The following is a 14674-nucleotide window of genomic DNA, read 5'->3' on the forward strand; positions in this document are numbered from 1 at the left end:
CGCAATCGCCTATTCGGCGGGCTTGTTGGCCTTGCCGCCGCCGAACATGCTCTTGAGATTGTCCCACAATTCGATCTTGGCGCCGTTGCGCTTCATGATCACGCCCTGCTGGATGATCGACAGGAAGTTGTTCCACGCCCAGTAGATCACCAGACCCGCCGGAAACGTCGCCAGCATGAAGGTGAACAGGATCGGCATCCATTTGAACACCATCGCCGTGGTCGGATCGGGCGGCGGCGGGTTCATCTGCATCTGCATGAACATGGTGATGCCCATCAGCAGCGGCCAGACGCCGAGCATCAGGAACGGGCCGAACAGCGGCACGGTGGACGGGTCGAACGGCAGAAGGCCGAACAGGTTGAAGATCGAGGTCGGATCGGGCGCCGACAGGTCCTGCACCCAGCCGAAGAAGGGCGCATGGCGCATCTCGATGGTGACGTACAGCACCTTATAGAGCGCAAAGAAGACCGGGATCTGGATCAGGACGGGCCAGCAGCCGGCGATCGGATTGATCTTCTCCTTCTTGTAGAGCTCCATCATCGCCTTCTGCATCTTCTCGCGGTCGTCGCCGTAGCGTTCCTTGATCTCCGCCATCTTGGGCTGGACCACTTTCATGCGGGCCATGGAGGCATAGGACTTGTTGGCAAGCGGGAAGAAGAAGGCCTTGATGATGACCGTCGTGACAAGGATGGCGAGGCCGAAATTTCCGATCGCGCTGTTGAGCCAGTAGAGCAGGTGGAACAGCGGCTTGGTGATGAAATGGAACCAGCCCCAGTCGATCATCAGCTCGAACTGACGGATTTCCCGTTCCGCCTCGTAGGCATCGATGATCTTGGTCTTCTTGGCGCCGGCGAACAGCATGTTGGTGACGGTCGCCGACTGGCCGGCGTTGATCGTGACCGCGTCACCCAGGAAGTCGGCCTGATAGCGCGGCGTGCCGTCGGTGAAATAGGAGTAGCGCGGCTGGAAGCTGCTGCCCTGCTCGGGGATCAGCGCCGTCGCCCAGTATTTGTCGGTGATGCCGAGCCAGCCGTCGGTCGACTTGCCGGGTGCAACCTGGCCCTCGTCCTCGATCTCGTTGAAGGTGTGCTCGGTCAGCCCTTCCTCGCCAGTGACGCCGATCATGCCCTCATGCAGGATGAAGATCGGCGGCAGGGCCGGTTTGGTGTAGCGGGTGGTGCGGCCATAATTCTGCACAGCGACTGCACCGGCGCCGCCGTTGGCGATTTCGTCGGTGATCGTGAACATGTAGCTGTCGTCGACCGCGATCTGGCGGCTGAAGGTCAGTCCGTTTTCGGCCGAATAGGTCAGCGTGACGGGGGTAGACGGGGTCAGGACGGCATTGCCCTCGACCTGCCAGACGGCGTCAGGACCCGGCGCACCCTCGACGCCGGTATAGCCGAACTCGGCGAAATAGGCGTCGGGCCCGGTGACCGGCGACAGGAGATCGACGATCGGCGAGGTTTCGTCGACCGTGACATGGTAATTCTTCAGCGACAGATCGTCGAAACGTGCGCCGGTCAGATTGATCGAGCCGGACAGGGTCGGCGTGTCGACGGGAATGCGATCGGTGGTCGACAGCGCCGAGGCGCGATCGCCGGCCGCGCCGGCCGCTTCGCCCGCCATCCCGGGTGCGCTGCCCGACACCGTCGCCTGCGGGATCTCGCCCGATGCGGTCGCGCCCTGCGTTTGCGGCGTGCCCGCGCCGGCTGACTCGGTGCCGGGCTGGACCTGCTGTTCGACCGCCTGCTGTTCGAGCTGCGCCTGACGCTCGGCCTCGATCTGCGGGTTGACGTAGAATATCTGCCACAGGGTCAGGATCAGGACCGACAGGCCGATGGTCAGGAACAGGTTGCGGTTGTTGGTGTCCATGGCTCCGTGTCCGGCCTTTTCGGCCCCGTGCGTTCCGTCAGTTGCCGTTTGCGGCGTCGCCGATGCGCTTGTGTCCGCGCGCAAGCGTCCGGCGCAAATCCTCGCATAATGTGCTGAACCGCGCAGTCAACACATCGGGCTTGGAAATGATCACATAGTCATGTCGCGGCCGCATGTCACGGGCGGCAACCAGCCGCACTGCCTCGCGCAGGCGCCTTTTTGCCCGATTGCGGGTAACGGCGTTGCCGATGCGCTTGGTCACGGTGAAGCCGACGCGCGGACCGTCGCCGTTTTCTGCCGGCCCGCGCCGCCGCATTTCCAGCCGGACGGTGTCGCCCGCCAGCCGCACGCCCTGCCGGGCAGCGAGGAAGTCGGCGCGCTTGCGCATGATCTCATAGGGTCCGGTCGTTCCGCTCGCCGGCATCGGGGCCCGATGGCGCGTCGCGTTGCGGCGCGCCGTCCCGCGATCAGGCCGACAGCTTCTTGCGGCCCTTGGCGCGCCGGCGCGCCAGAACCTTGCGGCCGCCGGCCGTCGCCATGCGGGCACGGAATCCGTGGCGACGTTTGCGAACCAGGCGGGAGGGCTGATAGGTGCGTTTGGTCATGGGATCACACGCCGCGTGTCGCGGCCTTCTCATTCATCTCTTCAAGGGCCCTTTGGGCAGGGGCGCGGCAACACAAACGCGTCGCCGGGCACCGATGCCCGAACGTTGACGGGCTTATGTGCGAACGGCCATCCAAAGTCAATCGGATTGGGCACGGCGGGCCATCTTGGTTGCGACGCCACACACGGACCGGTCACGGCACCGTGAAGTGCCGCACCGGGCGGATCACGGATTGTCGTGTCACCCCGTTGTGAGTTGTTGTTGAGCGGGCCGATGGGCATTTCGGGATCAACCGCGCCGCCCGGCCGCCCTCAAACCCGTTGGACACGCTCACAATGACTGATACATCGCAAGCCAGCATGGCCAAGAACGCCGACACGCCCGCACGCGGCTCGCTCTGGCCGACCGCAAAGCGCTTTTTGCCGCTGGCCATTGTCGTGGCCGGGCTGGGCTTTGCCTACCTGATGGGTTGGCAGCGCTTCTTCACCCTCGATTTCCTCGCCGAAAGCCGCGAGAGCCTGACAAGCTTCGTTGCGTCCAACTACTGGCTGTCGACGATCGGCTTCACCGCGCTCTACGCAATCGCCGTCGCCTTTTCGTTTCCCGCCGCATCGATCCTGACGATCTTTTCGGGCTTCCTGTTCGGATGGCTGACCGGGTCGGTGATCGTCGCGATCGGAGCGACGACCGGCGCGAGCGCGATCTTCCTCGCCGCCAGATCGGCGTTCGGCGACGGACTGCGAAGCAGGGTCGGCGGGCGGGTCAAAAACCTCGCCGACGGATTCGAAAAGGATGCGTTCAGCTATCTTCTGGTGCTGCGGATCGCGCCGGTCTTTCCGTTCTTCATCATGAATATCGCACCGGCGCTCTTCAACGTGCCGCTGCGCACCTATGTGATCGCCACCTTCCTGGGCATCCTGCCCGGTGTCGTCGCCTACAGCTATCTGGGCCAGGGCATCGGCTCGGTCCTGGACGCGGCGGAAGCGGCAGGAACGAGCGCCTCGGTTGGCGATCTGATCACCACCGAAATCACGCTGGCCTTTGCGGCGCTCGCCATCGTTGCGGCCATTCCGGTCGTCATCAAGAAATGGCGAAGCCGCAAGACGCCGTCCGGCGCATAAGGACGCCACCTTCACTGCCACAGGCCGCCAAGCCGGCCGCACCATATGATCAGGGGACACCATTTTCATGAGCGACGTTCTGACACCGGACATCTGCGTCATCGGCGCCGGCTCGGGCGGACTGACGGTTGCGGCAGCGGCAGCGGCCTTCGGCGTTTCGGTCGTCCTGATCGAGGGCGGCAAGATGGGCGGCGACTGCCTGAACTATGGCTGTGTGCCCTCCAAGGCGATGATCGCGGCGGCCAAGACCGCCCACTCCATGCGCCACGCCGAAAAGTTCGGCATCAAGGCCGTGGAGCCCGAGGTCAATTTCCGGCGCGTGCACGATCATGTCCATGACGTGATCGGCGCGATCGCGCCCAACGATTCCGTCGAGCGGTTCACCGCGCTCGGCGTTCGGGTGATCGAAGCCCACGGCACGTTCACCGATGCGCGCACCGTGGAAGCCGGCGGCCACACAATCAAGGCGCGGCGCTTCGTCGTCGCCACCGGCAGCCGCGCCTTCGTGCCGCCGATTCCCGGCCTCGACCAGGTCGACTATCTGACCAACGAGACGCTGTTCGAGCAGACCCGCAAGCCCGGTCACCTGATCGTTGTCGGCGGCGGGCCGATCGGCATGGAGATGGCGCAGGCGCACCGGCGTCTGGGCTCGGAGGTCACGGTGATCGAGGCGTTCAAGGCCATGGGCAAAGACGATCCGGAACTGGTGTCCATCGTGCTCGACCGCATCCGTGACGACGGCGTCGAGATGATGGAAGAGACCAAGGTCGTCTCGGTGGAAAAGCGCGGCAAGAACGGCGTGCGCGTCACCGTCGAGCATGACGGCGAACAATCGCATGTCGACGGCACGCACATTCTGGTCGCCACCGGCCGGGCTCCGAACACGGAAAATCTCGGTCTCGATGCTGCCGGCATCGCCCATGACCGCCGCGGCATCACCGTGACCGATGCGCTGCGCACGACCAACAAGCGCGTCTACGCGATCGGCGACGTCGCCGGCGGGCTGCAATTCACCCATGTGGCCGGCTATCATGCCGGCCTTGTCGTCCAGTCGATCCTGTTCCGTCTGCCGGGCAAGCCGAACAATGACATCATCCCCTGGGCGACCTACACCGACCCGGAACTGGCCCATGTGGGGCTGACCGAGGAGCAGGCGCGCAAGAAAGCCGGCGACATCACAATTCTGCGCTGGCCCTATGCCGAAAACGACCGCGCCCAGGCCGAACGCAAGACCGACGGGCTGGTCAAGATGATCACCGACAAGAAGGGCCGCATTCTTGGCGCGTCGATCGCCGGCGCCAATGCCGGCGAGATGATCAACATCTTCGCGCTGGCGCTGTCGAAGAAGATGAAGGCGGGCGATCTGCGCGGTTTCATCGCGCCCTATCCGACCATGACCGAGATTACCAAACGCGCGGCGACCAGCTTCGCCGCGCCGATGACCCGCAAGCCGATGGTGCGCCGGATCATCGGCTTTCTGAGGCGTTTCGGGTGAGCGGCCTAACCATAAGAGCGCCAATCGTTGGCGAAGCGCCGCGCGGCGCTCTATCTTGGGTGCCATGAGCGAGAGCGGCGATAACACGGAAAACACCGCCCGGCCCGGCGCGCGTCCGCGCCGACGGCTGTCGGCCAAGCTGTTGTGGCTGACCATCCTGTTCGTGCTGATCGCCGAAGTTCTGATCTTCGTGCCCTCGGTCGCCAATTTCCGGATCACCTGGCTCGAGCAGCGGCTGAACACGGCGGCTGCGGCCAGCGTGCTGATCACCGCCGACACGGCGGCCGAACTGCCGCAACAGGTGCAGGACGACGTGCTGATGGCGATTGGCGCACAGACGATCGCGCTCAGGATGGACGACCAGTCCCGGCTGCTCGTCGTCTCCGACATGCCCGAGGCGATCGACCAGCATGTCGACGTCATCGCGTTCACGCCGGCCGATGCTATCCGCGATGCGTTTGCGACGCTGTTCTTCGGCGGCGACCAGACGCTGCGCGTCACCGGGCCGGTCGGCCAAAGCGGCGGGCGGATCGAAATGGTCATGCCGGACGATTATCTGCGCGCGGCGATGCTGACCTATGCGCGCAATGTGGCCATCCTGTCGCTGCTGATCTCGCTGATCACCGCTACGCTGGTCTTTCTGGCCATCAACCGGATCATGATCCGGCCAATCGAGAAGATGACCGCCTCGATGCTGCGCTTTGCCGCCGATCCGTCCGATCCGGGCGCGGTGATCGAACCGGAAAACCGCTCGGACGAACTGGGCCTGGCCGAACGGGAACTGGCCGGCATGCAGAGCCAGCTTCAATCGACGCTGCGCAGCCAGAAGCGGCTGGCGGATCTTGGCTTGGCGGTCTCCAAGATCAATCACGACATGCGCAACATCCTCGCCTCGGCGCAGCTGATCGGCGACCGGCTCGCCGAAACCAAGGACCCGACGGTGCAACGGTTTGCGCCGAAACTCGTGCGCGCGATCGACCGGGCGGCGGCCTATACCTCCGATGTGGTCTCATACGGCAAGGCGCAGGAGAAAGACCCGGTGCGGCGGCGCGTGCGCCTGTCGCGCGTGATCGGCGATGTCGAGGAGTTGCTTGGCCTGGAACCGGGCGATCAGGTCCAGTTTTCGGCCAACATTCCCGACGATCTGGAAATCGACGCCGACCCCGAGCAGCTGTTTCGCGTCACCATGAACCTTTGCCGCAATGCGGTGCAGGCGATGCGCGGCGACGACGATCCGGCCACCGTCAAGCGCGTTTCCGTGTCGGCGGTGCGGATGGGCACGACGACCATCATTTCGATCGAGGACACCGGCCCGGGGCTTCCGGCCAAGGCGCGCGAGCATCTGTTTTCGCCGTTTTCCGGCGCGGCGCGGCAGGGCGGCACCGGGCTCGGTCTTGCCATCGCCCACGAACTGGTCACGGCGCACGGCGGCACGCTGGAGTTGCGCGACGACCGGGCCGTCGGCACGCATTTCGAGATCCGCTTGCCCGACGCGCCGGTCAGCCTGTCGGGGCATGCGCGGCAAGTCGGCTCGGGCGTAAAGGCGACCGGGCCGGGCGAAGCAACCGCCAGCCGGCGCTGACCGGGGCCTTCCTGATCGGGTCGGGCAACGAGTGTGTCCTCGCCGTCCGGCACCGCTTGCGCGTGCCGCCTGATGCCCTTGGCCGCCCGGCAGCGGGCGTCCCGTTTTATGCGGTTGCCGCTGCATCTCCCAGTGCTTCGCCCGCCGCAAAGAGGTGCCGCGCACGCATCGGCGCGGCGGCAAAAAACGATCGGTATGCGCTTGCATTTTGAGACGCTTGCGACTACCAAGCCGCCTTGCCGGGGCCATTGGCCCGCCGCGCTATGCACCCGTAGCTCAGCTGGATAGAGCACCAGACTACGAATCTGGGGGTCGGGAGTTCGAATCTTCCCGGGTGCGCCATCATTTCTTCACCACCCAATAAGCTACCTAAGACCTTGAAGGGCATAGTAAAATTTGCCGTTCTAAATCCATTTTCGCGTGAGTATTCCAGACGGTCACTAAATGCCAGTTTTAGGACTGCGTGACGGTCTTCTAACCGGCCAGAACCCCAGAGATTCAAGGGGTTTCCGAGAAATTCCAAAGCCGTTCTAAGTGCATCGTCAAAGGTATTGGCCGGTTTGGTGATTTCTGCGGCCTTTTCCTTGATAACGCGCTTTTCCATTTCGAGCTTATGAATATGATCTTCGTATGCGCCAATGACGGTCTTCGATGACGCTTCGAAAATGCGTTCCAGAAATTGCGCCACTTGATCGTCGATTTTCACAAGCTGCGCCGCTAGCGCTTTCGCACGTGATTCAGCTTGCGCCAGGCGATAGTCCCAAAGGTCTTTGAACATTGCCTTTGCGACTTTGAATAAGGCAGCGCTGGGCGTTGCGCTTGAGAGCAGCGCTTCAAACTCTTCTTCGATCTTGTCGCGGCGAATGGACTTGCCGTAGCTGTCGCAACCGCGTTTCGGGCAGAGATAGTAAGGATAGCGGCTGTGCGTTCCTTTCGACCAACACGCGGTCAGAGGCGTTCCACAATCCGCGCAAACGACGTGACCACGCAGCGGGAAATCTTCATTGATGTTTGATTTGCGGGGCGCGTAGAATCCGCCGCTCAAACGATCTTGAATGCGTTGGTATGTTTTTGCGGAAATGATCGGCTCATGTTGCCCCTCGCGCATTTCGACACCCCATTTGGGCGCTTCGACATATCCGGCATAGACACATTGATTGAGAAGCACGGAGACGCGCTGATGACGAACAATGCCGCGCGCATCTTTCGGGAATAGGGGATTTTCTTGCAGAAAGCGCATGACATCCGCCTGCGTATCAAAGCGCCCATTCGCGTAGCCTTCGAGAGCTTCTTGAATGATGGACGCAACTGGCTCGTTGCGCTTGAGCATTTTTCCGCGCCCAGGTACGGGCGCATACTCATAGCCGACCGGCGGCTGAAAAACCCAATAGCCATTTTGTATGCGCGCCTTCATGCGGTTTTTGGTTTGCTCGCCGTTTTTCTGTCGCTGATGCTGCGACACACTGGCGAGCAAATTTTCGACGAGGATCGAGTCTGAATCTTCGCCGAACTCAATGGAAGGTGATTCCAAGCGAGCGCCGACACTCGCGATTGCACCGCGCAGTTCAAGGTGAGCTTGGAGGTCGCGTGCCAGGCGTGACACATCATCATTAAGAATGACCGTGTCTTTTCCTTTTCGCATTTTTGCGAAGGCCAACATCTCCATCATGCCGGGACGGTTTATCAAGCTGCCGGACACGTCATCTTTGAACACTTGAAGAACCTCATAGCCCTTCATGCGCGCAAACTCGCGGCAGCGCGTTTCCTGAGACGCCAGACCGTCACCGACCGTGGTTTGTTTGGTGCTGGAAACGCGGCAATAGATCACCGCCTCGCTGTGATGTGAGTCATTAATCATGGCTTCGTCCTCCGATTGGCTTCTCCTTTTGTGATGAATGAGAAGAGTCTATCGCGCCGGAGTCGCCCTGGGCGGCTTGAGTGAAGCTTTCGAAAATCTGCCCACAATTTTTCACGTCGAAGCCGAGATAGACAAACTTCACCATGATCGACCACAGGATGGTGAGCAGTTCGTTTTCTTGCTCTTCCGTCAGGCCGAACTCACTCAGTTCAGCTCGGTATTTCGCCGGGTCAAACTCAGGAAACGAGCCGTTGCGTTCCACCGAGGCGGAGCTTGGACGCTCTTGAATCGTGGTGTCGTTTATTGTCATCGCCACGTCCTTTCTTCTCGGTTCCGACTGTATTAACTGGGTCTAATACAGTACAGAACAAATATAGAACAAACAAGGAATTTATTCCCAAATGTTTGCTCAGTATTTGCCTTCGTCGAAAACAAAAGACGGAGGCGGTTAACTTGCCTCCGGTGTACATTTCACACGTGAAATGGCTGTCGATAAACTCCGGGGCAAGGGAAATGCAGGGGGAGCGGGCATCCAAAATGCTCCCGGAGGGACGCTATGAGCGTCCAAAGCGCCAAATTGCGCTTCACAAGTTGCTTCAATCGCAGAGAACGAGCAACCTGGTAGCAATGGTAGTGAATTACAATTTTACCAATTGGTCAATAAAAAATATTCTGGAAAATATGCCGAGTTCTTTTTGGGGTCAGGTGAACGTTTTTGATCCGAGGCGAATCTCGATCGGAAATGCAGGTAAAGAGAAGTGCAAGATGTGCGGGGTAGTACCCGCTATCTTGGCAAGGGGGTCGCTGCGCACCCCCGTTGCATCCCCCTGGCCGCAGCAGGCTGTGTGGATACATTTCCCCAATATTGTAGTTTTCTTTGTCCTGACCGCGATTATTTGCTATTTTCTCGAGATATTTCAGAGATTTGGGTTATGAGTTTAAGGTGGAGGTCTCGATGAGTGTTGTAGACTTAGCAAAACCGAAAAGCGCAGCTCCGGGGCAGTATCTCGGTTTTGCGCTGCAGCCCGTTCGCCTATGTCACTATTTATTTGACGCACCTGACGGATGCTCGGCGTCGATGGAGCATATTGAGGATGTCGCGCTTCACTGGCCGGATGGTAGAGTTGTGCTCGAGCAAACTAAAAGTTCGCTAACCGGGAACCCGGCTTCCGACCGCTCGAAGGAGCTTTGGAACACCTTGGCCAATTGGGCAGACATTTGTGTCGCCGGAACGGTGGATTCTGAGAGTTCTGAGTTCCGATACTACGTAACCCCAGTATGCAGTGGAGACCTAGTTAAGCGGTTACACTCGGCGGCAAAAAATGAAGAAGCGGCGGACATATTGAAGGAGATATCCGCGCCAAATTTCATAGGAAAGAAGGGCGTAGGCGCTGAGCCGCACATTACAAGGTTTATTGCCGCAGGAAGCAAAATCTGCAGCGACATTATTCGCAACTTTCGATTTGAGAGCGTTGAAGACCCGATCCTTTCAATTCGACAAAAGCTGCAAGCAACTTTGCCGGCAGCGCTGATAGACGATTTTTGTGCATCGGCGATCGGTCGCGCGAAATCGGATGCGGATGAATGCATACGTTTAGGTTCGCCGCCGATTGTTGACGTTGCCGTTTTCAGACGAAGGTTTCAAAATTTTGTCCGCAGACACAACCTTGCTGGGCTGCTGACGTCGGCTTCGAGACGTCCAAGTGATGAGCAGATCGATTCCATGCTTAATTCCGATCCGATTTTCCTCAAGCAGCTGGCCGCAGTCGATGCAAGCGCTGATCTGAAGATGGAGGCCGTTGCTGATTACCTAAGGACAGCCGCAGATAAGACGCGCTGGGCAGCCGATGGACTAGTTCTCGAAGAGAGCTTCGACGATCTCGATGCGACACTAAAACGTCATCATACGCTCCAGCGAGATGAGGTTGAGGACACTGAAAAAGCTCTAGCCCCCGAGGAAAGAGGAAGATCTCTCTATAGACGCTGCACCTATCTTCAATTGCCACTGGATGGGCAACCTCTTCCGACGCACTTCATTCCGGGAGCCTTCAACGATCTCGCGGACAAGCTGGTTGTTGGATGGCATCCCAGTTACGAAGTCCTATTTGGTGAGGCCGCTGAATGATGGAAGAGGGAAGTTATTCACAAATTGAACTGGTTCAAAATCCGGCGTTCGGCTCGATCTTGCTGTGGAGCTTTGGCCGGGGCTTTCAAAGCGAAGCAATTGGGAAACTTGTGCCAATGACAAGCTTATTTCTCGTACTGCCCATCATACTGCACGCCGAAACCTTGGAGCACGTACGTTCAACACAACTTCCATCTGGTTTGGGGCGGCTGGCAGCGAAATTAGCAGAAAAGCGCGAAAATTTGTTGGCCATTCATGGCAGGGCACTGAAGCTAAGAAGTCTCACTCTGGATTCATTGGGAATCGCCATTAGTGCTGGAATCATAAAGCTCGACTACAGATCAGCATGTGTGCGTGCGAACGAAACCAAATTGCCCGTCGTGCCAGAACGCCTCCGGAATCATGTCAAAGGCGCCGAAAAACTGGGCAAATGGTGTGGGCGGTTACAGCAAAATCAAGTGTTTTCAATTCTGAGGGTGGTTGCCTAACATGCACTTTCAGATACTCAAATTGATATTGTGGTCCAAATCAGGACTTGCCCCTCGAGTAGTGAATTTTGAGCCGGGCATGGTCAACGTAATCAGCGGTGCGTCGAAGACAGGTAAGTCGGCTGTCATTCCAATCATCGATTATTGTCTCGCGTCAGGGAAATGTAGCATTCCCGTTGGCACCATACGAAAATCATGCGCTTGGTTCGGAGTATTGGTGGAAACAGCTGAAGGTCAGAAGCTCTTAGCACGGCGTGAGCCCGGAGATGCCCGGCAAACCGGCGATATGTTTATTTTGGAGGGAGAGAGCCTCGAAGTACCAATAAATGTGCCTGAGAAAAATACCACCGCAGAGTCTGTTAAGCGAAAGCTCGACCAACTTGCAGGGTTGTCAACACTTCGCCTTGATCCCGACAGCGAGTCCGGTTTTCAATCGAGAGTTAGCTTTCGCGACTTGATGGCGTTTAACTTTCAACCACAATACATTGTGGCTAACCCCTTGGCGCTCTACTTCAACGCGGACACCACAGAGCATCGCGAAAAACTTAAAGCGATTTTTCCATACGTTTTGGGTGCATTGACAGCAGAAATGCTGGCTGCGAGATGGGAAATAGACCGGCTGTTGCGAATAGTCAGGCAGATTAAAAGTAACCTGCGTACGCTTCGTGGTGCAGCGGACGCATGGCGAACAGAAACACAAGCTTGGGTGCGGCAGTCAATTGAATTTGGGCTTCTGCCTGTGGACACTGTTGTTCCTTCAGAGTGGGCAGACATTGCGGACTTGCTGCGTAGGGCTACACAGTCCAACACTCGGGAATCAAACACAACTATTGACTCCATTGAACCTACTCTTCGCCGCCTTGAAGATCTCAGAGGTCAAGAAACGGAGGCTGCATCGCTGCTCTCCCAGTGGAGGCAGCGATTGAATGAAATCCGACGTCTGGTTGAGAGCAGTGAGAACTACGGAGACGCAATCAGAATTCAGCGAGATCGCCTCGGTATTTCGGACTGGCTACAAACTAAGATTGCATTTGAGGGCGACTTACTTTCGAGATCACTTGAATCTGTGAACCAGTTGAACTCTCTCGTTGAAGCACTTCGAGGGGTGGAGATTGAACTGCGATCACAGCCTGGTTTGTCCGACACATTCGATGCAGAGCAACTGCGAATACGAGGCGAAGTAGAAACTGCGGCGAATCAACTCGCTGAGGTCAGACAAGAGATTTTGTTGCTAGAGCAGGAATCTGAGCAAGTTCGAGAGATCGCATACCGGCATGACCGAATTGAGCGGTTTCTTGGGCGTTTGGAACAAGCCCTTTCGACTTACGAGCGTAGCGATGAGTCGGCCGAACTGAATGAGCGGCTCGACTCACTTCAGCAACAAATTGGTGAACTACGTACAATCTACTCAGAATCACAGGTGGAGCGCAGGACACAAGGATCACTAAGACAGGTTGAACATATTGCCTCTCAGATCGTGCCAAAGCTTGACGCTGAATGGCCAGATGCACCCATAAATTTGGATGTCAGAGACCTCACAGTCAAAGTGGTGCATAGCGACCGTACGGATTATCTCTGGGAGATTGGAAGCGGCGCAAACTGGCTAGCTTACCATGTTGCTGCCACGCTCTCGCTGCAGCGCTACTTCATGGAGCTCCCGAACCATCCAGTTCCAAGTTTTTTGGTCTATGACCAACCGAGCCAGGTTTATTTTCCACGTGGTTTTGAGACGGAATTCGAATCTGAGACTGGAAGAACTCGGGATCAAGACATTGCGGCAGTAAGGGCAGTCTTTGTTGCTGTAGCCGACGAGGTGGTGCGTGCGAAGGGAAGGCTCCAGACGATCATTCTGGATCACGCTGGTCCCGACGTTTGGGGAGAAATTCAGGGTGTAACTCTTGTGGAAGAGTGGCGCGGTGAAGCTGCCTTGGTGCCGAAAGAATGGTTTGACGACGGAAATGAAGCATAGACCTTGAAAGTCCCGCCGAACTTAAAGCAAGGCATGAGTGGCACCCAAAGGAATAATATCGAATGTAAGCAAATTTAGTATTACGGCCACTTATATTGGTCTACACAGGTGTAAAAACATGAACTTTAATGAGACGCTTAAGTGCACCTCGTGCGACCAAGCCATAGACTGTCGAATAGGTATGTCGAACCGCCTTCACCAGCCCCTTAGGTTTGCTTGCCCTGGCTGTTCAGCTCCTATTGATATTGATTTGACGTTCGGAGTGGGTATGAAATTCTCGGGTGCGGAACGAGCCGAGGGGATCAGCCCTTTTGATAACACTAACCCCTTTGTAGACCTGCATTTAGATTTTCCGGTCTACATGGGAGAGTATGTGATGGGTATGACGCCGTTTATGCGTGCGATCACGCAAATTCGTCCCGAGGAATACCAACTGCACAACGCAAGACTGAATGCGTTGAACGCGGGTGCTGACAATGTCCCTTTCTTCCGAAACTGCCTGAAATTCTATCGGAACGGAAAGATAAAGCCGTTTCAAAACTGTGCCCGGCAGCGTTTCAGAGTAGCGGCAGACTCTGATTTACCGCAAGACATAAATGCAACTCTCTACAGTTTGATCGCAAAGGTAATGTGGCCGTTTGCACTACCTGGGCAAGATAGAGACACCGTCGATCAATACATGCGCGTAATTTCAGAATTGTCCCAGAGCAATAGACAAGCCACTGACGCATTCATTGATGAGGTGCATGGCACTGGCTTCGTGAAGGCGCTTCAACATGACTGCTTAGAGATTTACCCTCGGATTCTGAATGCAGAACTCGCTCTGCGCCCAGTTTTATTTTATGATTTTGACTGCGATTTTTCTGAAACACTTTTGCCGGTACGCGTGTCTACACATGATTTTGAGATGTACAAAGACATGTACAAAGATATTACGGAGATAGTATCTCGACAGCTGGTACTAATAGCAGGGGTCAACAATCTAATAAAACGTGGCAACCATAATGAATTCCAGCCTGGTATTGGCCGATTGCCCAACGGTAGAGATTTTACTCCACAAAGCCTAAACGCATTTGCGGACGTTCCATTTGGAAGGAAAATGGATTTCATCGACGACAGTTGGTTTACGCTAGAAGATGCGGCAACGGACAACCAATTACGAAACTCCATAGCGCACTACAAAACGAATTATGACGAAGTTTCTCAGGTCATAGAATACTTTCCCCGTCGAGAGGGAATGGAGGAGGAACGCTCCGAGAGCATGCAGTTCATCGAATTTATGCGGCGGATTTTGTTGGCTTATCGCGAAATGCATCGAATGCATCATTTGATCAAAGCAATCTTGTACTATCCGATGTTGATGCGTTGAGCTCCCCTGATGTTTTGGCTTGCCCAATAGAGCTAGACAGGTGTTGAAACCTATCCGGCTTTTTGCGAACGTCCCGGAGATATCCGGCGAGTTCTCGCCGCTCCCAAAAACTCGGCATATGACCTGAGCCCCATCTCTCATCCAGCTGAGTGAAGAGCCCGGGTTTTCAATTGTGGCCTCATGCGGCCTG

11 protein-coding genes, 1 tRNA gene and 1 pseudogene are annotated in these 14674 nt (G+C 57.2%); 8 read left to right on the forward strand and 5 right to left on the reverse strand.

The window, feature by feature from the left end:
* Nucleotides 1-9 precede the first annotated feature (9 nt).
* The 3 genes from yidC to rpmH are packed head-to-tail and all read right to left on the reverse strand — an operon-like array spanning nt 10 to nt 2477.
* Nucleotides 10-1872: a membrane protein insertase YidC gene (gene yidC / locus DEM25_RS01270; protein ID WP_109766844.1), complete on the reverse strand. Its 1863-nt coding sequence runs from the start codon at nt 1870-1872 to the stop codon at nt 10-12.
* 37 nt (nt 1873-1909) lie between these two features.
* Complete coding sequence (gene rnpA / locus DEM25_RS01275) at nt 1910-2296, reverse strand: ribonuclease P protein component (protein ID WP_109766714.1); 387 nt, start codon at nt 2294-2296, stop codon at nt 1910-1912.
* Nucleotides 2297-2339: 43 nt separating this feature from the next.
* A complete protein-coding gene (gene rpmH / locus DEM25_RS01280) occupies nt 2340-2477 on the reverse strand; it encodes a 50S ribosomal protein L34 (protein WP_109766713.1) in 138 nt (45 codons plus the stop codon).
* A 335-nt stretch (nt 2478-2812) separates the two neighbouring features.
* Between rpmH and DEM25_RS01285 the strand changes: the two genes are divergently transcribed.
* The 4 genes from DEM25_RS01285 to DEM25_RS01300 all read left to right on the forward strand — a co-directional run bounded on the left by DEM25_RS01285 (nt 2813) and on the right by DEM25_RS01300 (nt 7017).
* Nucleotides 2813-3598 carry a TVP38/TMEM64 family protein gene (locus DEM25_RS01285; protein ID WP_342633451.1) on the forward strand — a complete coding sequence of 262 codons (786 nt, stop codon included), beginning with the start codon at nt 2813-2815 and terminating at the stop codon, nt 3596-3598.
* A 67-nt stretch (nt 3599-3665) separates the two neighbouring features.
* Complete coding sequence (locus DEM25_RS01290) at nt 3666-5093, forward strand: dihydrolipoyl dehydrogenase family protein (protein WP_109766710.1); 1428 nt, start codon at nt 3666-3668, stop codon at nt 5091-5093.
* A gap of 64 nt (nt 5094-5157) precedes the next feature.
* Entirely contained in the window at nt 5158-6675 is a 1518-nt protein-coding gene (locus DEM25_RS01295; RefSeq protein ID WP_109766709.1) for a sensor histidine kinase, read from the forward strand.
* Between the two features lie 265 nt (nt 6676-6940).
* Nucleotides 6941-7017 (forward strand) — tRNA-Arg (locus DEM25_RS01300).
* A 496-nt stretch (nt 7018-7513) separates the two neighbouring features.
* Here the strand turns inward: DEM25_RS01300 and DEM25_RS18035 are convergent.
* Nucleotides 7514-8533, reverse strand: a pseudogene (locus tag DEM25_RS18035) (recombinase family protein); the annotation flags it as partial.
* Nucleotides 8526-8843: a hypothetical protein gene (locus tag DEM25_RS01310; RefSeq protein ID WP_109766708.1), complete on the reverse strand. Its 318-nt coding sequence runs from the start codon at nt 8841-8843 to the stop codon at nt 8526-8528. The gene DEM25_RS01310 and the pseudogene DEM25_RS18035, both read right to left, overlap by 8 nt.
* Nucleotides 8844-9488: 645 nt before the next feature.
* Here DEM25_RS01310 and DEM25_RS17525 point away from each other — a divergent pair.
* The 4 genes from DEM25_RS17525 to DEM25_RS17535 all read left to right on the forward strand — a co-directional run bounded on the left by DEM25_RS17525 (nt 9489) and on the right by DEM25_RS17535 (nt 14484).
* On the forward strand, nt 9489-10658 hold the full coding sequence (locus DEM25_RS17525; RefSeq protein WP_109766706.1) for an ABC-three component system protein: 1170 nt from the start codon (nt 9489-9491) through the stop codon (nt 10656-10658).
* Entirely contained in the window at nt 10655-11146 is a 492-nt protein-coding gene (locus tag DEM25_RS17530; protein ID WP_109766705.1) for a three component ABC system middle component, read from the forward strand. Before DEM25_RS17525 ends, DEM25_RS17530 begins: the two co-directional genes overlap by 4 nt.
* Before the next feature lies 1 nt (nt 11147).
* On the forward strand, nt 11148-13115 hold the full coding sequence (locus DEM25_RS01320; protein WP_109766704.1) for a DUF3732 domain-containing protein: 1968 nt from the start codon (nt 11148-11150) through the stop codon (nt 13113-13115).
* 268 nt (nt 13116-13383) lie between these two features.
* A complete protein-coding gene (locus DEM25_RS17535; RefSeq protein WP_147393251.1) occupies nt 13384-14484 on the forward strand; it encodes a hypothetical protein in 1101 nt (366 codons plus the stop codon).
* Nucleotides 14485-14674 lie beyond the last annotated feature (190 nt).

The sequence above is a fragment of the Oceaniradius stylonematis genome, assembly GCF_003149475.2.
GTDB classification, from domain to species: domain Bacteria; phylum Pseudomonadota; class Alphaproteobacteria; order Rhizobiales; family Rhizobiaceae; genus Roseitalea; species Roseitalea stylonematis.